The organism is Ramlibacter sp. PS3R-8, from assembly GCF_037572435.1.
Lineage (GTDB): Bacteria > Pseudomonadota > Gammaproteobacteria > Burkholderiales > Burkholderiaceae_C > Ramlibacter.
Genome location: NZ_JBBHGT010000001.1, coordinates 777,195 through 801,196, shown reverse-complemented (window position 1 = coordinate 801,196; position 24,002 = coordinate 777,195). Strand labels below are relative to the sequence as shown.

Genomic DNA, 24,002 nt, shown 5'->3' with positions numbered 1-24,002 from the left:
ACCTTGCGGGACAGACCAGGAAATTGCACAGCAATTTTTGCTCTGTCCTCAACTGACCAGGAAACCCCATGACCACCATCGACCTCCAGGCCAAGATCCCCAACAACGTCAGCCTCGCCGACAACCGCCAGCTGCAGCGCGCCCTCGAACACTGGCAACCCGCCTTCCTGAACTGGTGGGACGAGATGGGCCCCAGCGACTTCAAGGCCAAGGAGGTGTACCTGCGCACCGCCGTCGGCGTGGACGCCCAGGGCTGGGCGCAGTACGGCTACACGCCGATGCCCGACTACCGCTGGGGCATCTTCCTGGCAGACCGGGAACAGAACCGCAAGATCGGCTTCGGCGACCACATGGGCGAGGACGTCTGGCAGGACGTGCCCGGCGAATACCGCTCCACCTTCCGCCGCCTGATCGTGACCCAGGGCGACACCGAGCCCGCATCCGTCGAACAGCAGCGGCTGCTGGGCCACACGGCGCCGTCGCTGTACGACCTGCGCAACCTGTTCCAGGTGAACGTGGAAGAGGGCCGGCACCTCTGGGCCATGGTGTACCTGCTCCACGCGCACTTCGGGCGCGACGGCCGCGAGGAAGCGGAGGAACTGCTCATGCGCCACAGCGGCGACGCCGACAAGCCGCGCATCCTGGGCACGTTCAACGAGCCGATGGACAACTGGCTGTCCTTCTTCATGTTCACGTACTTCACGGACCGGGACGGCAAGTTCCAGCTGAAGTCCTTCGCCGAAAGCGCGTTCGACCCGCTGGCGCGCACCACGCGCTTCATGCTGACCGAGGAAGCGCACCACATGTTCGTGGGCGAGACCGGGGTGGGCCGCGTCATCAAGCGCACGCTCGAAGTGATGAAGGAGCTGGACACCGACGACTGGAACAAGGTGCGCGAGCATGGCGCCATCGACCTGCCCACCATCCAGCGCTTCATGAACTTCTGGTTCTCCAGCTCGCTGGACCTGTTCGGCTCCGAATCCTCCTCCAACGCGGCGAACTACTTCTCCAACGGCATCAAGGGCCGTCCGGACGAAGCCAAGTTCGGCGACCACCGCGAAGTGGACACGTCCATGACGATCCAGGTGCCGGACGGCAAGGGCGCAGTGAAGGACGAAGAGGTTTCCGTGCGCAACGGCATGAACGAAGTGACGCGCCTGGAATACGTCAAGGATTGCAACGTGGGTGTCACGCGCTGGAACATGGGCATCAAGCGCGCCGGCGTGCCGTTCGAGCTGAAATTGCCCTCGACGCGCTTTCGCCGCCAGGTCGGCGTGTGGGCGAACGTGCCAACGACGCCGGAAGGCCAGCCGATCCCGCAGGCGGAGTTCGATGCGAAGAAGGCCGACTGGCTTCCCTCCGACGCGGACGTGGCTTTCATCAAGAGCCTGATGCACCGCGTCACGGAGCCCGGCAAGATGGCGGCGTGGATCGCGCCGCCGGACCGCGGGATCAACGCCAATCCGGTGGAGTACGAGTACGTGAAGCTCTGAGCCGGGAGACGGCGCTTCAGCGCCCCATGCGTCTTTCGTACGCCGCCAGCCAGCGTTCGTTCAGCGTCGGGCCGCTCTCGGTGGAGCCCGGCGCGTTGAACACCACCTGCAGCGTGTTGTTGGCCTGCGGCCGCAGGTCGATGGTGACCGGTGCGCCGGCCTTGACGCCGGAGATGCGCCCGGTGCTGCGGTCCGCTTGCGTGACCTGCACCCCGGCGTCGGCCGCGGCGCCCAGGGCGGCGTCCCATGACTTGTCGAAGCTCGGCGGCGAGGCGACGGTGGTGGTGGTCGCCGCGTAACCGTAATACGGGTAGTAGGGGTAGTAGGGATAGGTGTAGCAGCCGCTGAGCAGCACCGCCGCGGCCGCAATCGTGAATCGTCTCATCGCCTGGTCTCCTGAGCATGGGTTCGCTGCCGCGGAGCGGCAGGACCACTCCCTCGAGGGATGATGACGAGTCGGGACATGTGAAGATATAGGCCTTTGGGGCAACCCGCTACAGTAGCGGCCGATGCTTCGACATTCGGCCGCCCTGCTGATCGCACTCGCCTTGGGAGGCCATGCCGGCGCGCAGACGCGCGACCGGGCGCCGTTGCCCGAGCTGCTGCGGCAGGCCGGCGCTGCGACGAGCACCGGCGCTCCCGACCTGGCCGGACTCGATGCCTCCCCGACGCGCGATCAGCAATTGCCGTTCTTTCGTGCCGTGATGGCAGCGCCACTGGATGCGCCCTACCGCGCCGGCGTATGGGGCGACTCGTTCAAGGCCGCGGCCGGATCGCCGCACGCGTTGGTCACGCGTGCGGGCGCGCTCACGGGCGCCCGGCTGCGACGTCCGATCGACTTCGGAATGCCCGCCATCGAAGCGCGGCTGCGCGCGGCGCCCGATCCGCTGGCTGCGGCCCTCGCGTGGATGGCGCTCACGCAAGCAGGCGCCGGCTGGGTGCCGGTCCTCCCCGATCGCGCACAGCTGCCCGATCCCTTGCGCTACGAGCTCGCGCGCGTGCTGGCTGCGATGGCGCAGTCGCATGAATTCCTGCAGCGCGCGTTCGAGCGTTTTCCTCCGGGCGTGACCCCGCAGTTGCTGCGCCGCCAGGCGTTCGAGGGCCAACTCGGCCCGTTCGAGACACCTGACTATCGCCAGTTGCTTCCCCTTGTCGAGCGCGAAGCGGTGATCGGCGGCATGCTCGATCTCGTTGGCGCCGTCGAGCGCCTGCAGCGCTTCGTCAAGAGCGAAGCGGCCTTGCCTTCGGTCGACTGGTCGCTGCAGACGCCCTTCGGATGGATCCTCGTCGACACCACCGGCCGCAACAACCGCCGCCGGCTGAAAAATCCCCTGCTGGTGCTGGACGTCGGTGGCGACGACGAGTACGAGTTCCTCGCGCCCGACGACACGCACCGGATGAGCGTGCTCCTCGACCATCGCGGCAACGACAGGTATGCGACGGCAGCACCCGGCGCCGATCCGTCGAGCGCAACCCTCGGCTACGGCATCCTCTGGGACACCCAGGGCGACGACCGCTACGAGGGAACCGCACAGGCGCAGGCTTCGGCGCTCTTCGGCGCGGCATTGCTTGTCGATGGGGGTGGCAGCAACCGGTTCGTAGCGAGCAGCCGTTCGCAAGCCCATGCCGTCGGCGGCCTCGCCGTGCTGCTCAGTGGCGGCGGCGACGATGAATTCACCTCACAGACCTACTCGCAGGCCACGGGCGGGCCGCAGGGGGTGGCGGTGCTGGTCGACACCGGCGGCAACGATCGCTACGCGTTGAACAACACGCCGCTGGTCCGGCCTTCACCGCAGCTTGCCGATCGCAACACTTCGATGGGACAGGGCGCGGGCTACGGAATGCGGGGGGACTTCTTCGACGGCCGCTCGCTCGCGGGTGGCATCGGCCTGCTGCTGGACCTGGGAGGGAATGACCGGTACGAGGCGCAGGTCTTCGCGCAGGGCGTGGGCTACTACGAGGGCCTCGGCGTCCTGCTGGACGACGGCGGCGACGATCGATTCGAGTCGGCGTGGTACGCGATGGGCTCGGCAGCGCATTACGCCGCCGGCGTGCTGCTGGCGCGTGGCAATGGAAACGACGTCTACCGCTCGAGCCACGAGATGGCGCTGGGCGCCGCCACGGACCTGTCGGTCGGCGTCTTCGTGGACGAGGGCGGCAATGACGACTACACCGTGGGCCAGCTGAGCCTGGGCGTGGGGCACGCGAACAGCACCGGCGTCTTCGTCGACGGCGCGGGGGACGACAGCTACACGGTCATGTCCACGGATTGCCGCGCGCTCGGCGCCGCGTACCAGCATGCGTGGGGCGATGCGCGCGAAACCTTGCCGAATCTCGGCCTCTTCATGGATCTTGGTGGAATCGACAGCTACCCGGCCCATTGCACGCGCGCCGCGAACAACGCCCGCTGGAGCGGCCCGCGCGTGTGGCCGCTGCTCGATCTGGCCAGCGAGGCGGCTGCCGGAATCGACGGCGAATGGCCGCTGCCGTTTGCATTGCGCCTGCTGACGCGGCCCTAGGCAGCCGGCAGCACCTGGTAGTCCAGAGCCTTCACGCTGTCCAGGCGAAAGCGGGAGACGGCCTGCAGCAGGTCCGATGCCTGCCGGCTCAGGCTGTCGGCAGCGGCCGCTGCCTCCTCGACCAGCGAGGCATTGCTTTGCGTGACCTGGTCGATCTGCGTGACGGCCAGGCTGACTTCGGCCACGCCCTGGGTCTGTTCCGTCGTCGCGGTGCTGATCTCCGCCAGCAGCGACGTCATCGCCTGGACCTGTTGCACGACGTCGGCCATGCTGCGGCCAGCGTGGGCGGCCTGCTGTTCGCCGGCGCCCACCTGCTGCACGCTCGCCTCGATCAGCGACTTGATCTCGCGCGCCGCGGCGGCACTGCGCTGCGCCAGCGAGCGGACCTCCGCCGCGACCACGGCGAAGCCGCGCCCCTGCTCGCCCGCGCGGGCTGCCTCCACGGCGGCGTTCAGCGCGAGGATGTTGGTCTGGAACGCGATGCCATCGATCACGCTGGTGATGTCGGTGATGCGGCGGCTGGCGTCCGTGATGCCGGCCATGGTGGTGACCAGCCGGGTGACGGCATCCCCGCTCGCACTGGCCGCCTGGCTGGCGGAGATCGACATCTCGCTGGCACGCCGCGTGGCGTCGGAGTTGTGGCGCACGATGGTGTTGATCTGTTCCATGGAGGCGGCGGTCTGCTGCAGGTTGCTCGCCTGCTCCTCGGTGCGCTGGCTCAGGTCCTGGTTGCCGTTGGCGATCTGCACCGTGCCGGCGGCGATGTGCTCGCTGCTCTGGCGCACCGTGCCCACCAACCGTTGCAGGCTGTCGTTCATCTGCGCCAGCGAGGCCAGGAGCTGGGAAATTTCGTCGTTGCCTTGCACGCTGATGCGCGAACTGAGGTCGCCGCGGGCCACGGTGTCCGAGATCGCGACGGCCTGGCGCAGGCGGCCGACGATGCTGCGCGACACTGCGATGCTCACGCAGAGCAACACGACCGCCGAGAGCGCCATGGCGCCGATGATCGCAGTGGATGCCAGTCGGCCCGCGCGTTCGCTGGCCTGCTGCGTCGCCTGGGAGTGGCGGGCCATCTGGTCGCTCAGCGCCGACATGTCCTTTTCCACCTGGTTGAAGCTTGCCTTGAAGCCGTCCGACTTCCTGGCAGCCTGGGCGGTGTCGGTGAAAGCCAGCGTCACCATTTCCGTCGTGCGCGCGAGATAGGCTTCCAGGTCCGGCCGCAGGTCGCGCAGCGACGCGCGGATGTCCTCGTCGAGGTCGGCCAGCTCCAGCTGCTGAATGGATTTCTCGAACCGGTCGGTGTGGGCCGCGAGATCCGCCTTGATCGCCTTCTGCTTGTCCGGCTCGTCCCGCATGCCAAGTTCCATCGCGGCGAGCACGTCGGCGCGAAGCGCATCGTGCGCCATGTCCGCGGTCATCTGGTTGCGCATGGCAACCCCGTCGCTCAGGACCTGCTGGGTGGCGGCGGTCAGCGATTCAACAGCCAGGTAGCCAGTGAGGCCGACCGCGAGCACGAAAGAGAGCGCAAGGCCGCTGAACGCGATCAGCTTGCGCGCGATGGTCATCCGGAAATTCATTGGGTGGATCGAGCGTAAGGAAATGTAAGCTCGACAGTAGCACGCGGCCCGGCGCGGAAAGGGCTGCGGCGGACGGAAGGTGCGCAGCGAGGAATGGGTGGCGCGAGGAGCGATGGCCGTGCAACGACCAAGGCACGATGGACGGCGCGCTTAGAATGCAGGCTCGTCGGAGCGTAGCGCAGTCTGGTAGCGCATCTGGTTTGGGACCAGAGGGTCGTAGGTTCGAATCCTATCGCTCCGACCATCTAACCTGTTGATCTTCAACAGGTTTTTTGGTTTTGATAGCTGCATAAAATTGCGGCAACTTTCTAACGCAGTGCAATTCTTCTAACGGCGTAGACCCTTGGGAGCTATTGTTGACTATGATGAGTCAGCGTAGGGGCAACGACTCGATGTCAAAGAAGGCGCAGGCACAACAGCAAGGTGACGATCCGCTCAGTACAGAGGGCTTTGCGCTCTCTATTGGCATTTCGAATCAGCGGGTCGGCCCGGAATTCACTGTGGCTCAGATCAACATGGATCTGGCCGGTGCCCCTGCACCGGCGCGCAAGTTTGTTTCAGACGGGTTTTCAGTACGACCACGGCCCGAACTCGGCATGGTCCGCATGCTGTTCTTCCAGTCGAAACTGGATGGTAGCCCCAGGGCATTACTGGACGTGCATCTGACCGCTGAGAGTCTTCGTGACTGGATTCGAACGAACGCGCAGGTCATCCCGCCGGATGGGTTCGGAGTTGCTCCGTCGGAAATTACGAGTGAGCCTGAGCAGAGCGTTTCAATGGCCGCAAACTTTCTCCGTGTTGGTAGCAATCCAAATGGCGCGTCGGTGGATTTTTATTATGCTTCGCCGGTGTCCCTACAGCGTGCGATCGACGATCGTGTGATCCGTATGGAGCCTGTCGTCCGCGTTCAGATGCCGCCACAAGTGTTTGCGGGAATTATGAGATCTCTCCATCAGTACAGTATTGGAACTGCTTCATGAAGGGGATGACAGTCTTTGAGTCGTTTACTGACTTCCAACCTGCAGCTTGGATGTTGGACGGCGGTGCTATTCAGCGGCCGGTTCGGGGACGCGAATATGGGGGTGCGGCGAGGCTGACATCTAGGGGGCTGGGCCGAGATCTGTTTCAGATGTGGGGCACCGCTCTAAAGCGCCGTGCTCCTGGCACTGCCGTTACAAGCGCGGCCCCGGCATCCTCCTTCGGCGCGAAGCAGCGCATTACGTACAACGCTGGAGCACGCCAGCTTGCCCGGGTGACTTCTCCCGTGAGCACCGTCCGGCTGCAAGGCTTGGTACGCTTTGAGATAGCGTCCGCGTTGTCCAACCCAGCCATAGTTGCTCTCGGTCCTCATGGCCTGCGTCGATTGCAGGAGTTCGCTGCACTTCCACCAGGTTGGGACGGTGGTGCAAGTTCTCCACTTAATGCGAACTCGTTGGCGGTGTTTGACCAGTTTATGCGTTCAGCTCACATTACGCCGCCAGATGTGGCGGTTTTCATGAGTCACGAGGGCGCTTTAATTTTGAACTGGCCCGATGCAGTCGGTGCGATTTCAGAGTTGCAATTTAACGCTGACGGCACCATAAATCTCTTTCAGGAAGCAGCAAATCATGAGGCGACGTATCGCGTCGAAGATTGCGCCGATCTCATGGGTGCATTAGGTCTGACACCAACGCCGCAGCAGATTTGGCAAGTCAGTCTTCCGCTCGAGACCACGTCCCGCCAGCAGCGACTTTTAACACTCTAACGTGAGTCAACCCGATGTTCTCGCGCCCAGCGAGGAGGTGGTGCGAGCGTTGCACGCGCCGTTCTGGGACCCGGTTAAGAAACGCGGCACAAAGAGTGCCTTTCAACAGTCCGATGTATCGGTGAGTCGCCTAGCGATTTTGGATCACTCGGCCATCGTGTCAATATTGAAGACGGATCTGAGGCAGGGCGTTGCGGCTACTGCGAAGGTAGCCGTAGCAAGCGTTGTCGGGGCATGCCACGGAAGCAAAACTCACGCGGTACAGGTAGTTGCAGATCCGGTTTTACGTTCCGCCACGCGATCCGAAAACCCATCCCATGCACTGATACAAGTGCGCGATTTGCAAGATCCGCATAAGCCCAAAAAGCTTACCGACGGAATGGCCAGCTCAATTCTGAGGCAATGCACCATTGTCGAAGTGCCGTAAGCCCGTGTGACCCACGGGCCGGTTCACACAATTTTCGTTCGTCTGCTAGTGTCTGGTGCCGCTCATCTGGTGGCCTCCGTCTCTTGTGCCTTGCGGTGCCGCACGTAATTCGCTGTCTAGCCTTCAGTGCTGTGCGTGGCCATTCGCCGAGCTTGCTGCAGGCGGTGGCTCTCTTGCTCCATCGAGCTGCGCCGGATCAAGGTGGCGGCATTCTGTAGCGCCGACGGCAAGCGGACCCGCCAGGGTGCTCCTTGGCGGCGCTGATCGACCTCGCCTACCTCGCCGGCCAGCGTATCGGAGATCTGCTGGACCTGCGGTCGACGCGTTTGGACGTCGCGGCTGAAGGACACAGTAAGGGGGGATAGAGGAGATCGGCCGTCGCAACTTGCGCTGGGTGATCACCAGCAAAGAAGCGCAGCGATACGACTACGAGCCTTCAAGTCAGCCCGTGGGCGCGCGATCGCGCGATCGCGCGATCGGGCGTGAAAGGTCTGCACTTTCATGACCTGCACGCAAAGGCGGTCACCGAGGATACCGGTCGAGCGCCGGCGTGGGCATGGTTCTGAGGCTGTCGACCGGAGTGCTGCCGGCCGGCCTGTCCACGCTCCTTTGCGAAGCCCATCAATTCGTGCAGCCCGGCGCGCATTTCGTTGTGCGTCCGCGGCTTGGCGCGGTACGGCTTCAGGAATCTGGTGCAGTAAGGTGGCGTCACCAGGCTCGCTCGGAATTCGGTGAAGGCGGGCTGACGGCGTTCATCACCCACTTGTCGTTCGCCCTCGTCTTTCCAGCGAGCCTGCCCCACGCGGTGCCGGCTACGGAAAATACCTCCCCAGCGCCTCCTCGAACGCCGGCACGTCGGTCCCGACGTGGCTCGCGGCGAATCCCATGTGCTCCACCGTCATGCCCGCGTAGTTCGCGGCCCGCAGGCGGCCGTACAGCGACAACACCAGAGACCCGTTGGTGGTCCCCTGCGACCCGCCGGCGAGGAACAAGGTGGTCGGCACCGGCCGGCCCGCCTGCGCCAGGCGCTGTTCGAGCGTATCGACGCCCGCGTCGCCGCCGCCCGTGCTGGCTTCCGTCGACAGGAAATGCGAGAAGCGGATCGTGCCGGCGGTGGCTTCCAGGGCCAGTGCGGCCAGGACGAAGTAGCCGCCGTGCGACAGGCCGGTCAGTGCGCGGCGGGACGGGTCCACGCGGTACTGCGACTGGATGCGCGCGACGAGTTCCTGCACGATGAACGCGTGGTACCGCTCGGCGCCCGGCAGCAGGAAGTCGGTATTGCGCCGATAGACCCCGCCGATGCCCACGAGGATCGCCTGCGTTCCGCGGCGCTGCATCACCCGCGCGAACGCGTCGAAACGCGTGTCGCTGGCGTTGAAGTACCCGTGCCTGGCGTCGCCTTCGACGGCGTAGATCACCGGGTAGGTGCGGGTCCCGGTGGCGTAGGACGCGGGCAGGTACACGCTGATCTCGTAGGTCGCGCCGTTGCGTGCCGAAGCGATGGTGAAGGTCTCCACCCGACCGACCGGCTCGCCTGGCGGCACGCCTTCGGAGCCTCCGCCACCGCCGCATGCGGCCAGCGTGAGGACCATGCACCAGAGGAACAAGGACCGGACGGCCGAGGCGAAACGAGCTTGCATGCGAGGTCCGGCAGTGGAGGCCGTATCGTGCCAGACGCGGCGGTGCACGTTTGATGGGAAAATCCCTTCAGTCTGCCCGTAGCTCAGTTGGATAGAGCACCTGCCTTCTAAGCAGGTTGTCGGGGGTTCGATTCCCTCCGGGCAGGCCACATCAGCGTCCCGTTTCGTGCCATTCGGCGCCCTTTTGTGTCCGGGCCCGCCCTGACGCTTTCGGGTCGCCGAGGCTACGCCGACAGCCAAGGCTGGACGAACGCGAACCAGCCGCCCACCAGGTAGCAGCCGAGGCTCACGAAATAGACGCGTCCCGAGGCCTTGCGCGTGCGCAGGCACGCGTCACGGAGCCTCGGATCCACCGGGCAGGGTGCCGTCCTGTTCCTCCACTGCATCCACCCCGAGATCGCCAGCGCCGCGCCGGAGATCGCGAACAGCGCCTCCTTGTGCTCGGAGAGCCAGACGACCTGCGGAAAGACCGCAACGAGCGAAGACAGCGCGGCGCCTGCGCCTAGGGCGACAAGCATCGCAGGGATCGCGCAGCAGACCAGCGTGCTGGACGTGGCGAACAAGGTCGCCACCGAGCTCCACAGGCTGCCGCGCGTCTGGGCGACTCCGTCGTCCATCACTTCCTGGCGCTCTTGGAAGCCGCCTTCATCTCGTCGACGGACTGCGTGGAGGTCTCCATCTTCACCACGTCGTAACCAGCGTCGACGATGGCCGCCGAGATCGCCTTCTGATCGAGTGTCTTGCCCTCCTTCGCTTCCACCAGGACGACCTTGCTCTTCAAGTCGACGAACACCGCCTTGGTCGCGTCCATCTTCGAGATGCTCTTCTCGATGCCTTGCGCGCAGAACGCGCAGACCATGCCGTTCACGGTGGCCTTCACGCTGTTGGCTGCGAAGGCGGGGAGGGTGGCCATCGCGATGGCCAGGGAAACGATGATGTCGCGCATGTGAATCTCCTTAGAACGTATACATGAAGTTGAAGCGGAGCTGCCTGGAGTTGTTCACCCCGGCCTCGACGAAGTAGCGGTTGTGGATCAGCCGCAGCATCGGCGTGATCTCGGTCATGTCGGAGAGCCCGCGCATCCGGCGTGCCTCCACCACCAACCAGGGCTGGATCTCGTCGTAGTCAACTTCGTAGAACGAGAAGCCCAGTCGGGCGGCGGCATAGTCATGGTTGATCCCCTCAGCCCGGTAGAGCCTTGCGAACCCCATCGCGTAGACGCGCGTCGTCTCGTAGTCGACCTGGATGCCCGGCGAGGCCATGGTCCTCGTCCCCGCGAAGTCGTTGCCGCGCACGGCGCCGAGGCCTCCGACGAACCAGACGTTGGCCTGCGCGTGCGGCAGGTTCCAGCGCTGGAGCAGCCGGGTGTAGCCGACTTCGGCCAGCTCGCGCGACTTTGTCTTGTCGTCGCTGCGCATAGAGAGCAGAGACGGGCCGACGGCGTCGCGCGGGGTGAAGGCGTAGTTTGCAAAGCCTTCGCGCCAGTTGGGCGACAGGTCCCCCATCGCCATCCAGCTCTCCTTGAAGCCCATGGGCGCGGCGTGCACCTGGCCTCCAAGAAGCGCCGCAATGGCGAGCGTAGAGATGCGGAGAAGCCGCCTCATTTCGACTTCTCCATCGCCTCGACCACCAGATGGTCGTCCTTGTTCGTCACCCGGAAGCGGACCTTGTCGCCCGCCTTGAACGGCTTCAAGTCGACCGCCTCCTGGACTTTGAAGGGCATGACCATGGCCTCCATGCCGATGCTCTTGATGCGCGCGTGGTCGAGCGTCACCCGGGAGCGCTCCGGTTCCACCTTGACCACCTGGGCCGCGACCCACTCGGACGGCGCGGCGTGCGCCGGAAAGCCCAAAACGAAGGCGACGGCGATTTGCCAATGTCTCATGTCGATCTCCTGAGTGCGCGGGATGTCGCGCACGAAAACGCTCCCGCAATCGCGGGGCCGACGAGGAGGAGATCAGGAGATGGGAGGCCGCAGGTCGCGCGCGAGATCGGCGCTGGCGTAGGAAAGCCCGCTTGCCACGGGAGGGCCGGTCGGCGCAGGGCTCTGCTCGAAGGCGACGTCGGGCAGGCATGCCGAAGCCGCGCAGAGATGGCACGCCATGCAGTGGGTGGCGGCCTGCGGCGCGTCGTCCTCGGAGCCCGCTCCGGCCTTCGCCTTTGCCATCATGGGGCAGTCCTCGGGCATCGACTCCATGGCCGAGACGCCCGTCACGGCCATGGCTTGGTCCGAGGCCATGCGGACCGCCATGCCTTCTGCCGCCCACATCCGCAGGGGAAGTAGAGCGATCATCAGGATCAGGACGAGCGTCCGCATGGACGGATGATACCCAGCGACGCCCCAAGTTCAACCCGCGCGGGCCCCGGAGGCACGGATGTCCGCCGCCGCACCCGCCCGGAATCTGCTGCTGAGCTCATGTCTGAACCGGAAAGCCGCGGGAAAATTTTCGCGATCGGCTTGACCTTGCCACAGGGGCAAGGTCCAAGATGGCGTCCAGCATGCAAGCAATTCACAAGAGCCATCGTTCTGTGGGCATCGGGCACCGCGCTTGCCCGGGTGACGCATTGCGCTAGGATGCCAAAGAAATGTCAGTACTCCGCCTCGTCATCGCATGGCTCGTCATGGCCACGCTGCCCCTCCAGGGGTTCGCGGCCGCGTCGATGCTTTTCTGCGACCAGGCGGCGCATGCGACAGGGTCGCAGTCGCAGCCCCACGGCCACGATCACGCGGCGCACGGCTACGGCGAAGCGCACGACCATGCATCGCACTTGCACGCGAGCGACGCTGGCGTCCAGCCCGACTCGAAGCTGAGCCAAGCGCAAGGAGAGACGGCGCAGGCCGGCTCCGGTACGGTCGACGACGGGCACGGGTGCCCCATCTGCGCCTCGTGTTGCAACCTCGTGGCGTTGTCCGAGACGTTCACTCCCAGCCTGGATGTGGCCACGCCCATGTCCCAGCCGCTCCAGGAAGCCGCCCGCGTATTCACGCGGCACGCGCCCACCCCCGACAAGCCTCCTCGCACCTAAGCGGCCGCCGTCGGCCCGGCTCGCCCGGGCCCGGCCGCCGCATTTCCGTTCCCATTCCGATCGCGGCGACCCGCGGCCGGGCGCATGCGAAACGAAATCACGCGAGGACCCATGTCGAAAGAAATCAGAACCATCGCCTTAGGCGCCATCGCGGCCGCGGCGAGCTGGGCGACTATCGCCCAAACCGCAGCGCCGGCGCCGGCGGCTCCGCAGCCTCAGGGCGCCTACAGCTCGGCCTTCGAGGGATATCGCCCGTTCGCCGCCGACGAGGTCGGGGACTGGCGCAAAGCGAACGAGACGGTCCGCGAGATCGGCGGCTGGCGCGCCTACGCCCGGGAAATCCGAGGCGGACCGCAGGGCGCGGCCCAGCAAGGAGGCGTCGCGGCGCCGGCAGCGCCCGCGGCGCCCGCCCCCGCGGCGCCCGCCCCCGCCGGTCCCGCGGCTCCTCACCAGGGACACACCCGATGAAAAGAACATTCAAGCTGGCCGCGGCCGCTGCCGCCGCTGCCGCCATCGTCCTGGCCGGCTGCGCCGCGCCCAACATGCAAGATGCGATGGGCGAAGCCAACGAGCTCGCCGGATCAGTCTCCGGCGACGTCAGGGCCGAGCTCCAGCGCGACGCCGCGCAGCGCGAGTCGGCCTCGAGGCTCGCGAGCGAGCTGCTAGCCAAGCCCTTGACCATGGACGGCGCGGCGCGCCTCGCCGTCGCCAACAGCCCCGCGTTCCAGGCCGCTTTGGCGCAGAGCTGGGGCGAGATCGCCACGGCGCAGCAGCGCGGGCTCCCCGGGGGGCTGGTGTTCTCCTTCGAGAGGCTGCGCGAAGGCGCCGACCTCGAGCTCGGGCGCCTGCTCTCCGTTGGCCTCTTCGACCTGATCACGCTGCCGCAGCGCCGCGCGGTGTCGAAGATCGCGTCCGAGCAAGCGCGCGTGAGGATGGCCGGGGCGGTGGTCGACCAAGTGTCGAACGCCCGCCAAGCGTGGGTCAAGGCTGTCGCCGCGCGCGAGATCGAGGTCTACGCGGTCCAGGTCAAAGACGCTGCGGACGCGAGCGCGGAGCTCGCCCGTCGATTGCAGGCCGTGGGCAACTTCACCAAGCTGCAAGCCGCTCGCCAGCACCTGTTTTATGGCGACGCGACGGCGCGCTTGGCCACGGCCAGGCAGCACGCGGTCTCCGCTCGCGAGGAACTCGTCCGCCAACTCGGACTGACCGACGAGCAGGCGCGGGCCTTGCAACTGCCCGACCGGCTGCCCGACTTGCCGAAGGTGGCCAAGGCGCCTGAAGAGGTTTCCAGGGCCTTGGCGTCGCAGCGGCTCGATGCGCGTCTCGCGCGTCTGGAACTCGAAGCCGCGGGACGCGGCCACGGCGTCGACCTGGTGTCGAGCCTCGTGGACGTGGAGCTCGGAGCGCGGCGCGACACCCGCTTCGAGGGCAATGGCGAGAAGTCGACCACCCGCGGCTACGAGCTCGACATCCGCTTGCCGCTGTTCGACTGGGGGTCCACACGCCGAGCCGCGCTCGACGCGCGCTCGCTCGCGGCCGCCAACCGCTACGAGGCGGTATCGCGCTCCGCCGGCTCCCAGGCGCGCGAGGGCTACGCGGCCTACCGGACCGCCTATGACCAGGCGCGGCACCAGCGCGACGAGATGGTCCCGCTGCGCAAGACGATCTCGGAAGAGAACGTGCTTCGCTACAACGGGATGCTGATCGGCGTCTTCGAGCTCCTGGCCGACGCGCGCGAGCAAGTCACGGGAGTGATCGCCGCCATCGAGGCGCAGCGCGACTTCTGGCTGGCTGACGCCAGCCTCTCATCGACTTTGATCGGCAAGCCCATGGCGGGAGCTCCGAGCTTCACGCCCTCGGGCGCGGCGGCCCCCGGCGGCGGCGACGCTGCCCACTGACAGCGAGGGACGCATGCAAAACAACAACCGACGCAATTTCCTGGCGGGGTTCGGAGCGATCGCCGGCGCGGTCAGCGCCGCGAGCGTGAGCAAGGTGGCCATGGCCGCCTTGCCCGAGCCCGTGATCCAGACGGGACCGGCGACCGCGGGCCCGCTGATCCCCAACACCGGACGGCCCTACAACCCGGTGGTGACCTTGAACGGGTGGACGCTTCCCTGGCGCATGAATGGCGGCGTCAAGGAGTTCCACCTGGTGGCGGAGCCCGTAGTGCGTGAGATGACGCCGGGCTTCAAGGCTCATCTGTGGGGCTACAACGGCCAGTCCCCCGGGCCCACCATCGAAGTGGTCGAGGGCGACCGCGTCCGCGTCTTCGTGACCAACAAACTTCCGGAGCACACCAGCATCCACTGGCACGGGCAGCGCCTCCCCAACGGCATGGACGGGGTCTCGGGGCTGACCCAAAAGGCCATACCCGTCGGCAAGACGTTCGTCTACGAGTTCGTCGCGCGGCGCCCTGGCACCTTCATGTACCACCCGCACACCGACGAAATGACGCAGATGGCGATGGGGATGATGGGCTTCTGGGTCACGCATCCGAAGGCGAGGCATCCGCTGATCGAGGAGGTCGACCGCGACTTCGTCTTCTTGCTTTCCTCCTACGACATCGATCCGGGCGCCTACACCCCGAAGATCATGACGATGACCGACTTCAATCTCTGGGCCTTCAACAGCAGGATCTTCCCCGGCATCGACTCGATGAACGTGAGGCTCGGCGACAAGGTGCGCATCCGGTTCGGCAACCTCACGATGACGAACCATCCCATCCATCTGCACGGCCACGAGTTCATGGTCACCGGCACCGACGGGGGGCCCACGCCGAAAAGCACGCGCTGGATGGAGGTGACGACCGACGTCGCGGTCGGTCAGATGCGACAGGTGGAGTTCCTGGCCGACGAGGAGGGCGATTGGGCTTTTCACTGCCACAAGTCGCACCACACCATGAACGCGATGGGGCACGACGTGCCGACCATGATCGGCGTGGACCACCGCGACGTGGCCAGGAAGATCGCCAGGCTCGTACCCGACTACATGGTCATGGGCGAGCGCGGGATGGCCGACATGGCCGAGATGGAGATGCCGCTGCCGGACAACACCGCTCCGATGATGGGCGGCGTGGGCCCCTTCGGGGGGCTTGAAATGGGCGGCATGTTCACCACTGTCAAAGTGCGCCGCGAGCAGAAGCGCGGCGACTACGCGGACCCGGGCTGGTTCAAACACCCGCAGGGCACCGTCGCGTATGAGTTCACGGGCCAGTTGCCGGAACCTGTGCGCGCGAGCGCCGCCCCCCAGAAGGCCCCTTCCGCGGCCAGGACGCCCGCGGCGAAAGACGTCGAAGTGCGCGTCCGCAAACCCGCGTCCGGCCACAGCGCCCATTGATCGAAGGAAAGATGAACATGAAAACCAACGCAACTCTCGCCGCTCTTGCGGTCTTCGCGGGAATAGCCTTCTCCGCCGGCTCTGCCCCGGCGCACGAGCGGCACGACGCCAGGAAGGCGTCGGCGGCCGCCAGGAAGGAGCAGAAGCCCTGGGGCATCGCGGGCGACGCGAAGGCGGCCGGCCGCACGATCGAGATCGCCATGCACGACGACATGCGCTTCACGCCATCGAACATCGAAGTGAGGCAGGGCGAGACGGTGAAGTTCGTCGTGCGCAACAAGGGCAAGGTGCTTCACGAGATGGTCATCGGCGATAAGAAGACGCTCGACGAGCATGCCACCCTCATGGTCAAGTTCCCGGGCATGGAGCACGACGAGCCCTACATGACGCACGTCGCCGCGGGCAAGCAAGGCTCACTTGTCTGGAACTTCAATCGTCCCGGTGAGTTCGACTTCGCCTGCCTGATCGCAGGGCATTACCAGGCGGGCATGGTAGGCAAGATCAAGGTCTTCGCCGCGGGAGCGTCCAAATGACGGCGGGCGCCATCTCCCGCAGGGGCGCAGCCGGCGCGGCTCTGATCCTCGCGTGCGCGCCGGGCATGGTCCTGGCCGCGTCTCCTGCGAAGGCGCTCCAGGTCGAAGTCTGGAAGGACCCCGAGTGCGGCTGTTGCAAGGACTGGGTCGCGCATCTGGAAGCCAATGGCTTCAAGGTCAAGGTAAACGACACGGGCAACAACGCCGTCCGCGTGCGCCTCGGCATCGACAAGAAGCACGGCTCCTGCCACACGGCGATCGTGGGCGGCTACGCCCTTGAGGGGCACGTGCCGGCGCGCGAGGTCAAGCGGCTGCTCTCCGAGAGGCCCGCGGCGGTCGGTTTGGCGGTCCCGGGCATGCCCGTGGGCTCGCCCGGCATGGACGGCGCCGTCTACGGCGGTCGCAAGGACTCCTTCGACGTGCTGCTGCTCGCGAAGGACGGAACAAGCAAGATTTATCAACGGTACGAAGGAAAGAAGTCATGAAACAAGTCAAGCAACTCCTCTTGGCCGCGGCTCTCGCCGCTGGCCTCTCCGCCCCCGCGTTCGCCCAGCAGGCGGGCTCCGCGCAGGCATCGGCTCGGGCCGCCACTGAGTTCACCGAAGGCGAGATTCGCAAGGTCGACAAGTCATCCGGGAAGCTCACCGTGAAGCACGGCGAGATCAAGAACCTCGACATGCCTCCGATGACCATGGTCTTCGGCGTCAAGGACGCCGCGATGCTCGACAAGGTCAAGCAGGGCGACAAGGTGCGCTTCCGCGCCGCGAGCGAGGACGGCAAGTTCACCATTACCGAGATCCAGGCTGCGGCTCAGTGACGGGTTCAAGCCCGCGTGACCTGGGTCAACGACTCGTCGATCGTCGCGCGCAATATCAATCCATTTGAGGAAATTTCGCCATGGACCATAAACATACGGCTCACAAGCCAAGCGGGCTCGCGCCCTCGGCGCACGGGGCCATGATCCATGGCGGGTCGGCGTACGTTTGCCCCATGCACCCGGAGGTGCGCCGAGACAAGCCAGGGCGCTGCCCGATCTGCGGCATGGCTTTGCAGCTCGAGGCTCCGCAAGGGCGCACGGCCGAAGGTGGCGATGATCATCATGCCCACCTAAACCACGCGCCCGTGCTTGAGCGCCATGCGGGCCACGCGCCCTCTGCCGCGAAGCCTGCGGCTATGGATGCGCCGAGCGGGGGGGCATACGTCTGCCCGATGCACCCCGAGGTCCGTCGCGACGCGCCAGGACACTGCCCGATCTGCGGCATGGCGCTGGAGCCCGAGATGCCGACATTGGGCGAAGGCAAAGATCCCGAGCTCGCCGACTTCGAGCGGCGCTTCTGGTGGACGCTGCCTCTCACCGTGGTGGGCGTGCTGCTCGCTATGTTCGGCCACTCCATGGAGCTCATGGGCTCGCGCGCGCAGACGTGGGTCGAGCTCGCGCTGGGCGCGCCGCTCGTGCTCTGGGCGGGGGCGCCCTTCTTCAAGCGAGGCTGGGAGTCGGTGGTCAACAAGAGCCCGAACATGTGGACGTTGATCGCGCTGGGCACCGGCGCGGCGTTCCTCTACAGCGTGGTGGCCACCGTCGCCCCGGGCTTGTTCCCAGCGTCGTTCGTCTCCATGGGTCGGGTGGCGGTCTACTTCGAGGCCGCCTCCGCGATCATCTCGCTCACGCTTCTAGGCCAAGTCCTGGAGCTGCGCGCGCGCTCCGGCGCGGGCGCGGCGATCAGGGCGCTCCTCGGGCTCGCGCCAAAAACCGCCAGGCGCGTGGAGCCTGGCGGCTCGGAGGCCGACGTGCCAATCTCGCACGTCCACGAGGGCGACCTGCTGCGGGTGCGCCCGGGCGAGAAGGTCCCGGTCGACGGGTCGGTGGTGGAGGGCAAGAGCTCGGTGAACGAGTCGATGGTCACCGGCGAGCCGATGCCCGTGTCCAAGGCGCCGGGGGACAAGCTGATCGGCGCCACCATCAACACGTCGGGAGCTTTGACGATGCGCGCCGAGAAGGTGGGGTCGGCGACGGTGCTCTCGCAGATCGTGCAGATGGTCGCGCAGGCCCAACGGTCCAAAGCTCCGATGCAACGCATGGCGGACGTCGTCGCCGGCTACTTCGTCATCGGCGTCGTGATCGCCGCGCTCGCGACCCTGTTCGCCTGGGGGGTCTGGGGTCCGGAGCCCTCCTGGGTTTACGGTTTGATCAACGCCGTGGCGGTCTTGATCATCGCCTGCCCCTGCGCGCTGGGACTCGCGACTCCGATGTCGGTCATGGTGGCCACGGGGGAGGGGGCCAAGCGCGGCGTTCTGTTCAGGGACGCCTCCGCCATCGAGAACATGCGCAAGGTGGACGTGCTGATCGTCGACAAGACCGGGACCCTCACGGAAGGCAAGCCGGCGTTCCAGAAGGCGATCGCAGCGCCGGGATTCACGGAAGACGAAGTCCTCCGCATGGCCGCGAGCCTCGACCAAGGCAGCGAGCATCCGCTTGCCCACAGCATCGTAGAAGCCGCCAAGGCCAAGGGCCTCGCCCTCGCCAAGGCCGGGTCCTTCGATTCGAGCACCGGCATCGGGGTGAGCGGGACAGTGGAAGGGAAGAGCCTCGCGCTCGGCAACACCGCCTTGATGGAGAAGCTCGGCGTAGATGTCGCCGCCCTGTCCGGGCCAGGCAGGGAGATGCGCGAAAGCGGAGCCAGCGTCATGCACTTGGCGATCGACGGCCGCTTCGCGGGATTCCTGGCCGTGGCGGACCCTGTCAAGGCGACGACGGCGGAGGCGATCGCGAGGCTGCGGGGGCAGGGCGTGCGACTGGTCATGGCCACCGGAGACGGTCTGGCCACCGCCAAGTCGGTCGCTCGAACGCTCGGCATCGACGAGGTCCACGGCGAGGTGAAGCCCGCGGACAAGCTCGAGCTCGCCCGCAAGTTCAAGTCGCAGGGGCTGGTGGTCGCCATGGCCGGCGACGGCATCAACGACGCTCCAGCACTGGCCGGCGCGGACGTGGGCATCGCCATGGGAGCCGGCACCGACGTGGCCATGGAGAGCGCGCAGGTGACCCTGGTCAAGGGAGACCTCCGGGGCATCGCCGACGCGCGCGACCTCTCCGAGGCCTCCGTGCGCAACATGCGGCAGAACCTGCTCTTCGCGTTCCTCTACAACGCGCTCGGGATCCCCTTGGCCGCTGGCGTGCTCTACCCGTGGACCGGCTGGCTGTTGTCTCCCATGCTCGCGGCGCTGGCAATGAGCCTGAGCTCCGTCTCCGTCGTCGGCAACGCCCTGCGATTGAAGCGGTGGCGCTCCTGAATCGAAGCGCCCAAAGCGGCACGTGCGGCTACGGGCCCGGTCCGCCGTCTGGGGGACGCGGACGCCTTGATGAAGGCAGAGGTCCAGAGTGGCGGCCTCTCGGCGCCGCTCGCTCTCCGACATTGGATTGACTCAGATCAAGTCGGCGCCTCGCCAATAGGAGCAGCATGGCTGGAAGGCCTCTTCAACCAGGAATCCCAATGAAAACCACCCACCTCATCCCCCTCGGCCTCCTCACCGCGGCTCTCGCGGTCCCGGGCTATGCCGCCACCACGCCCGAAGAGCACGCCGCGCACCAGGCGGCGCCGGCCAAAGGAACTGGAACGGCCAAGGCGCACGCGGGCAAGAATGGCACCCACATGCGCAAGATGGACTCGCAGACCGACGCGATGAAGGCCATGCACGAGAAGATGGTGGCCGCGAAGACGCCCGAGGAGAAGAACGCGCTCATGAGCGAGCACATGAAGACCATGGGCGCGGGCATGGCGATGATGAAAGAGATGCCCAAGGGCATGGGCGACATGAAGAGCGCCAATGGCATGGCGGAACATCACGTGATGATGGAGAAGCGCATGGCGATGATGGCGGCGGCCATGGACATGATGAGCGACCGCCTTCCGCAGCCGGCGAAGTAAAGGGAGCGCGCCATGACGCACGATCCCGCGACCGCTTCCTCTCCGGTTTCGACCGATCGCGCGGGTCTTGGCGCGTTCCTTCGGTCGCACTACGCTTTGGGCTACCTGGTTTTAGGCGCGCTCGCGACCTACCTGTATTTCAGCGATCACCGAGCCCACTTCCTCGGCGCGTTGCCGTTCCTGCTGCTCCTGGCCTGCCCCTTGATGCATCTGTTCATGCATCGCGGCCGCGGTGGGCATGACTCGCATGCTGCGCGCCGTCCACGCGGCGGCGGAGGCCCGAAATGACCGATGACCGCAGCTCGCTCAAAGTCGCGGAACTGCTTTCGCTCGCGGGCTTGGCCGCGGCCGGCGCCGGGGGCGCCCTGTTGCTTCAACAGTGGTTGGGGCCATACGCGGTCGCGATCTTCGCCGTCGGCCTCGCTGTCCATGGCGTGGGCATGTGGAGCAAGCACCGCATCGAGGCGCGGGCGCAGGTTCGAACCGCGGCCTGGGAGCCCATCCTTTACGGCTTGTGCTGGCTCGCCTTGGTCGCGCTCGCCGCCTTCCTTCTCGTTCCCGGGTTCCCATAGCGCCACGCGCAAGGGAAAAGTGCAGGCGCTAAGTTTCGGGCGACGGTCGCGTTGCAACCTGGAGTCGCGACAGTCGTTTTGGATCCGGTCCTCATCACCGTGGACCAAGTGATATCCGCGATCAACGAAGCCGGATTTTCAGCGACCGCCAGGACGACCCGGGCGGAAGCATGGATCCGCACGGGCGCAGGCTTCCGAGGGAGGTCTCGCCGCTAGCGGGCGTGGGCCTCGACCCGCCCCAAGTCTTCCAGGATGGGGCAGTCAGGACGGTGGTCGCCCTGGCAGCAGTGGACAAGGTGGGAGAGCGTCTTGCGCATGGACTGCATCTCCCCGATCTTGCGATCGAGCTCGGCGAGGTGGGCGGCGGCGACCTTTTTCACGCTGCTGCTTGGCCGCCTGCGGTCTTGCCAGAGCTTCACCAGCTCGCTGATCTCCGGGATGGAGAAGCCCAGATCTCGCGACCGCTTGATGAATCGCAGCGTGTGGACCTCCGGCTCCCCGTAGACACGGTAACCCGACTCGGTCCGGTGGACCTTCGGCAGAAGTCCCAGGGACTCGTAGTGGCGCACCATTTTCGGCGTCACACCCGCCTTCTCGGCGGCTGCTCCGATGTTCATTCCGTCGGCGACCGTCTTCATGAGGCCCTTCCTTTCCAGCGGCGCAGCGTCAAGGCGTTGGCGACCACGCTCACCGAGGAGAACGCCATGGCGGCTCCGGCGAGCATGGGGTTGAGCATCCCGAACGCGGCGAGCGGGATGCCGACGATGTTGTAGACGAAAGCCCAGAACAGGCCCTGGCGGATCTTCGCGTAAGTCCTGCGCGAGATTTCGATGGCGTCGGCCACCAGGCGCGGGTCTCCCCGCATGAGCGTGACCCCGGCCGCGTGCATGGCGACCTCGGTTCCCGTCGACATCGAGAAGCCCACGTCGGCCGCGGCGAGCGCCGGCGCGTCGTTGATCCCGTCTCCGACCATGGCGACCGACAGGCCGCCGGCCTTGAGCTCCGCGACCACCTGCGCCTTGTCGGCCGGAAGCACCTCGGCCCGGATGTCGGTGATTCCCAGTTCTTGCGCCGTGACGCGCGCGGCCCCCTTGTTGTCGCCAGTCACCATGACGACCTTCACGCGTTGCTCCGCGAGGCTTCGAACAGCTTCCTTGGCCGTGGCTTTGGCGGCGTCTCCGAAGGCGAGAAGGCCTACCAGGCGCGCCGGGGAACCACCCTCGGCCAACCAGGACACCGTGCGGCCCCCTTCCTCGAGCTCTTGAGCCCGCTTCGCCAGCGGCGCGAGGTCCACGCCCAGTTCGTTCATCCACCGAGTGCTGCCGAGGCTCAAGGCCTGACCCTTCACTTGAGCCGACATGCCGCGGCCCGCCACGGCCTTGGCGTCCTGGGCGGGCGCGATGGTCACCAAGTTCTCCCTGGCGGCGTCCATGACGGCGCGGGCCAGGGGGTGCTCGCTGGCGGACTGCACGCTGGCGGTCAGCCGCAGCAGCCCGGCGTGGTCGCCGTCGGCCGCCTCGAACGCCACCAGGCGCGGTTTGCCCTCGGTGAGCGTGCCGGTCTTGTCGAAGGCCACGATCTTCACGTTGTGGGCGACTTCGAGCGCCTCGGCGTCCTTGATCAGGATGCCGCGACGCGCCGCGACTCCGGTCCCGGCCATGATGGCGGTGGGGGTGGCGAGTCCCAATGCGCAAGGGCAGGCGATCACAAGAACGGCGACGGCATTGAGGATGGCGCGCTCCCAATCGGCTGTCGCGAATCCCCAGCCAAGGAGCGTGACCAAGGCGATGCCAAGCACTACGGGCACGAAGACTTCACTCACCTGGTCGACCAGGCGCTGGATGGGAGCCTTCTTCGCTTGGGCGGACTCGACCATCCGCGCGATGCGGGAGAGCGTGGACTCGGCACCGACCGCGGTGGCGCGGGCCGTGAAGAGCCCCTCGGCGTTCACGGATCCGCCGACGACCTTGGCGCCGGCAGCCTTGGACACTGGAAGGCTTTCGCCGGTGATCAGCGACTCGTCGACGTGCGTGGATCCTTCGAGGATCTCACCGTCCACTGGCACGCGTTCGCCGGGGCGTACCACCACGGTGTCGCCGACCTTGACCTCCGACGCGGGGACGTCGATCTCGGCGTCGCCGCGGCGCACGCGGGCGGTGTCGGGGCGCAAGGCGTTCAGCGCCCGGATGGCTTCGGTGGTCTGGCGCTTGGCGCGGCCTTCGAGCCACTTGCCGAGGAGCACGAGGGTGATCACGACGGCCGAGGCCTCGAAGTAGAGGTGCGGAGCCTCTCCGTGGCCCTCGTGCCCGATGCCTGCGATGAGGAGGTAGAGCGACAGTCCGTATCCGGCGGAGGTGCCCAGCGCCACGAGCAGGTCCATGTTGCCGGCGCGCGCCTTGACGGCCTTCCACGCGGAGCGGTAGAAGCGCGCGCCCAGCCAGAATTGCACGGGCGTGGCGAGCGCGAGTTGCCACCAGCCGGGCAGGGCCCACTCGGCCCCGAACAGCATGCCCAGCATGGGGAGCACGAGGGGGAGGGAGAGGGCGGCGGCCACGGCCACCGGCCACCAATCGGGCCAGCCCGTCTTCGGCGCTTCGGACGCCTGGGGCAGCTTCGCCGCGTAGCCAGCCTTTTCGACGGCGCCGAGCAGCCTCGGAAGCATTTCGTCCGCGCGGCCGACGAACTTGACTTCGGCCTTCTCGGTGGCGAGGTTCACTTCGGCGAAGGTCACTTCCGGCAGCTTGCGCAGCGCCTTCTCGACGCGCGAAACACAGGACGCGCAGGTCATGCCTTCGATCGAGAGGCTCGCTTGATCCTCCCTGACGGAGTAGCCCGCCTTCTCCACCGCGCCGCGCAGCGTCGCGAGGTCCACCTGGCTCGACGCCGAGACGATCGCGCGCTCGGTCGCCAGGTTCACGCTGGCGCGCTCCACGCCTGGCACCTTGGCGAGCGCCTTCTCGACGCGCGAAACGCACGAGGCGCAAGTCATGCCCTCGATCGGCAGCTCGATGCCCATCTTCTCCGGGTCTTCGCCAGGATCGCTGGCATCGTCGTCGTGGTCTGCATGGTCGGCTCCTTCCGCCCGAAATCCCAGGCGATGGAGGCATCTTCAAGCTTGCCATCATGTCAAGGTCAAGCCCCTGCCGCAAGAAACTTTTTCGCGCCTGCTGGGATGGCCGGGACCTGGCTGACCCTCCGGTTGAGTCGCCAC

General features: G+C 66.5%; 25 protein-coding genes and 2 tRNA genes. 17 read left to right on the top strand and 10 right to left on the bottom strand.

Features of this window, described 5'->3' with window-relative positions; genetic code table 11:
* Positions 1-68: 68 nt before the first annotated feature.
* Positions 69-1,493: a benzoyl-CoA 2,3-epoxidase subunit BoxB gene (gene boxB, locus WG902_RS03790; RefSeq protein ID WP_340058585.1), complete on the top strand. Its 1,425-nt coding sequence runs from the start codon at positions 69-71 to the stop codon at positions 1,491-1,493.
* Between the two features lie 16 nt (positions 1,494-1,509).
* Here the strand turns inward: boxB and WG902_RS03785 are convergent, their stop codons facing one another.
* Positions 1,510-1,878, bottom strand: a complete 369-nt coding sequence (locus tag WG902_RS03785) for a hypothetical protein (RefSeq protein ID WP_340058583.1) — start codon at positions 1,876-1,878, stop codon at positions 1,510-1,512.
* A gap of 124 nt (positions 1,879-2,002) precedes the next feature.
* Here WG902_RS03785 and WG902_RS03780 point away from each other — a divergent pair, with 124 nt between their 5' ends.
* On the top strand, positions 2,003-4,012 hold the full coding sequence (locus tag WG902_RS03780; protein ID WP_340058581.1) for a hypothetical protein: 2,010 nt from the start codon (positions 2,003-2,005) through the stop codon (positions 4,010-4,012).
* Here WG902_RS03780 and WG902_RS03775 read toward each other — a convergent pair.
* Positions 4,009-5,589, bottom strand: a complete 1,581-nt coding sequence (locus WG902_RS03775) for a methyl-accepting chemotaxis protein (RefSeq protein WP_340058580.1) — start codon at positions 5,587-5,589, stop codon at positions 4,009-4,011. The two genes, WG902_RS03780 and WG902_RS03775, sit on opposite strands and share 4 nt — an antisense overlap.
* Positions 5,590-5,756: 167 nt before the next feature.
* On the opposite strand from WG902_RS03775, the gene WG902_RS03770 reads away from it, so the two are divergent.
* The 3 genes from WG902_RS03770 to WG902_RS03760 all read left to right on the top strand — a co-directional run bounded on the left by WG902_RS03770 (position 5,757) and on the right by WG902_RS03760 (position 7,333).
* A tRNA-Pro gene (locus tag WG902_RS03770) sits at positions 5,757-5,833 on the top strand.
* 148 nt (positions 5,834-5,981) lie between these two features.
* Positions 5,982-6,569, top strand: coding sequence for a hypothetical protein (locus WG902_RS03765; protein ID WP_340058579.1), 588 nt, complete (start codon positions 5,982-5,984; stop codon positions 6,567-6,569).
* A 284-nt stretch (positions 6,570-6,853) separates the two neighbouring features.
* Positions 6,854-7,333 (top strand): hypothetical protein, encoded by a 480-nt coding sequence (locus tag WG902_RS03760; RefSeq protein ID WP_340058578.1) that lies wholly within the window; start codon positions 6,854-6,856, stop codon positions 7,331-7,333.
* A 1,239-nt stretch (positions 7,334-8,572) separates the two neighbouring features.
* On the opposite strand, the gene WG902_RS03755 is transcribed toward WG902_RS03760, so the two are convergent.
* A complete protein-coding gene (locus WG902_RS03755; protein WP_340058577.1) occupies positions 8,573-9,400 on the bottom strand; it encodes an alpha/beta hydrolase in 828 nt (275 codons plus the stop codon).
* A 72-nt stretch (positions 9,401-9,472) separates the two neighbouring features.
* Here WG902_RS03755 and WG902_RS03750 point away from each other — a divergent pair.
* A tRNA-Arg gene (locus WG902_RS03750) sits at positions 9,473-9,549 on the top strand.
* Between the two features lie 75 nt (positions 9,550-9,624).
* On the opposite strand, the gene WG902_RS03745 is transcribed toward WG902_RS03750, so the two are convergent.
* The 5 genes from WG902_RS03745 to WG902_RS03725 all read right to left on the bottom strand — a co-directional run bounded on the left by WG902_RS03745 (position 9,625) and on the right by WG902_RS03725 (position 11,717).
* Positions 9,625-10,017: a hypothetical protein gene (locus tag WG902_RS03745; protein WP_340058576.1), complete on the bottom strand. Its 393-nt coding sequence runs from the start codon at positions 10,015-10,017 to the stop codon at positions 9,625-9,627.
* Entirely contained in the window at positions 10,017-10,346 is a 330-nt protein-coding gene (locus WG902_RS03740; RefSeq protein WP_340058575.1) for a heavy-metal-associated domain-containing protein, read from the bottom strand. The genes WG902_RS03745 and WG902_RS03740 overlap by 1 nt, the downstream gene beginning before the upstream one ends.
* A 10-nt stretch (positions 10,347-10,356) precedes the next feature.
* Positions 10,357-11,004, bottom strand: coding sequence for a hypothetical protein (locus WG902_RS03735; protein ID WP_340058574.1), 648 nt, complete (start codon positions 11,002-11,004; stop codon positions 10,357-10,359).
* Positions 11,001-11,285 (bottom strand): copper-binding protein, encoded by a 285-nt coding sequence (locus tag WG902_RS03730; RefSeq protein ID WP_340058573.1) that lies wholly within the window; start codon positions 11,283-11,285, stop codon positions 11,001-11,003. The genes WG902_RS03735 and WG902_RS03730 overlap by 4 nt, the downstream gene beginning before the upstream one ends.
* A 72-nt stretch (positions 11,286-11,357) precedes the next feature.
* On the bottom strand, positions 11,358-11,717 hold the full coding sequence (locus WG902_RS03725) for a hypothetical protein (protein WP_340058572.1): 360 nt from the start codon (positions 11,715-11,717) through the stop codon (positions 11,358-11,360).
* Positions 11,718-11,986: 269 nt separating this feature from the next.
* Between WG902_RS03725 and WG902_RS03720 the strand changes: the two genes are divergently transcribed.
* The 11 genes from WG902_RS03720 (at position 11,987) to WG902_RS03670 (ending at position 20,791) form a co-directional block, all read left to right on the top strand.
* Positions 11,987-12,427, top strand: coding sequence for a hypothetical protein (locus tag WG902_RS03720; protein WP_340058571.1), 441 nt, complete (start codon positions 11,987-11,989; stop codon positions 12,425-12,427).
* Positions 12,428-12,538: 111 nt separating this feature from the next.
* Positions 12,539-12,895, top strand: coding sequence for a hypothetical protein (locus tag WG902_RS03715; RefSeq protein WP_340058570.1), 357 nt, complete (start codon positions 12,539-12,541; stop codon positions 12,893-12,895).
* Positions 12,892-14,325: a TolC family protein gene (locus WG902_RS03710; RefSeq protein WP_340058569.1), complete on the top strand. Its 1,434-nt coding sequence runs from the start codon at positions 12,892-12,894 to the stop codon at positions 14,323-14,325. The genes WG902_RS03715 and WG902_RS03710 overlap by 4 nt, the downstream gene beginning before the upstream one ends.
* A 13-nt stretch (positions 14,326-14,338) precedes the next feature.
* Positions 14,339-15,763 carry a multicopper oxidase family protein gene (locus WG902_RS03705; protein WP_340058568.1) on the top strand — a complete coding sequence of 475 codons (1,425 nt, stop codon included), beginning with the start codon at positions 14,339-14,341 and terminating at the stop codon, positions 15,761-15,763.
* 17 nt (positions 15,764-15,780) lie between these two features.
* Positions 15,781-16,296 (top strand): cupredoxin domain-containing protein, encoded by a 516-nt coding sequence (locus tag WG902_RS03700; RefSeq protein ID WP_340058567.1) that lies wholly within the window; start codon positions 15,781-15,783, stop codon positions 16,294-16,296.
* Positions 16,293-16,781 carry a DUF411 domain-containing protein gene (locus WG902_RS03695; RefSeq protein WP_445263651.1) on the top strand — a complete coding sequence of 163 codons (489 nt, stop codon included), beginning with the start codon at positions 16,293-16,295 and terminating at the stop codon, positions 16,779-16,781. The genes WG902_RS03700 and WG902_RS03695 overlap by 4 nt, the downstream gene beginning before the upstream one ends.
* Positions 16,778-17,113 (top strand): copper-binding protein, encoded by a 336-nt coding sequence (locus WG902_RS03690; protein WP_340058566.1) that lies wholly within the window; start codon positions 16,778-16,780, stop codon positions 17,111-17,113. Before WG902_RS03695 ends, WG902_RS03690 begins: the two co-directional genes overlap by 4 nt.
* Positions 17,114-17,253: 140 nt before the next feature.
* Positions 17,254-19,584, top strand: coding sequence for a copper-transporting P-type ATPase (locus WG902_RS03685; protein ID WP_340059433.1), 2,331 nt, complete (start codon positions 17,254-17,256; stop codon positions 19,582-19,584).
* A 200-nt stretch (positions 19,585-19,784) separates the two neighbouring features.
* On the top strand, positions 19,785-20,219 hold the full coding sequence (locus WG902_RS03680; RefSeq protein WP_340058565.1) for a hypothetical protein: 435 nt from the start codon (positions 19,785-19,787) through the stop codon (positions 20,217-20,219).
* Between the two features lie 12 nt (positions 20,220-20,231).
* The gene (locus tag WG902_RS03675) at positions 20,232-20,507 is read left to right on the top strand and encodes a DUF2933 domain-containing protein (RefSeq protein WP_340058563.1); all 276 of its coding nucleotides are present in this window, start codon (positions 20,232-20,234) and stop codon (positions 20,505-20,507) included.
* Positions 20,504-20,791 (top strand): hypothetical protein, encoded by a 288-nt coding sequence (locus WG902_RS03670; RefSeq protein ID WP_340058562.1) that lies wholly within the window; start codon positions 20,504-20,506, stop codon positions 20,789-20,791. Before WG902_RS03675 ends, WG902_RS03670 begins: the two co-directional genes overlap by 4 nt.
* Before the next feature lie 212 nt (positions 20,792-21,003).
* Here WG902_RS03670 and cueR read toward each other — a convergent pair whose 3' ends face one another.
* A complete protein-coding gene (gene cueR, locus WG902_RS03665) occupies positions 21,004-21,429 on the bottom strand; it encodes a Cu(I)-responsive transcriptional regulator (protein ID WP_340058561.1) in 426 nt (141 codons plus the stop codon).
* A complete protein-coding gene (locus WG902_RS03660) occupies positions 21,426-23,807 on the bottom strand; it encodes a heavy metal translocating P-type ATPase (RefSeq protein WP_340058560.1) in 2,382 nt (793 codons plus the stop codon). Before WG902_RS03660 ends, cueR begins: the two co-directional genes overlap by 4 nt.
* Between the last annotated feature and the right edge of the window lie 195 nt (positions 23,808-24,002).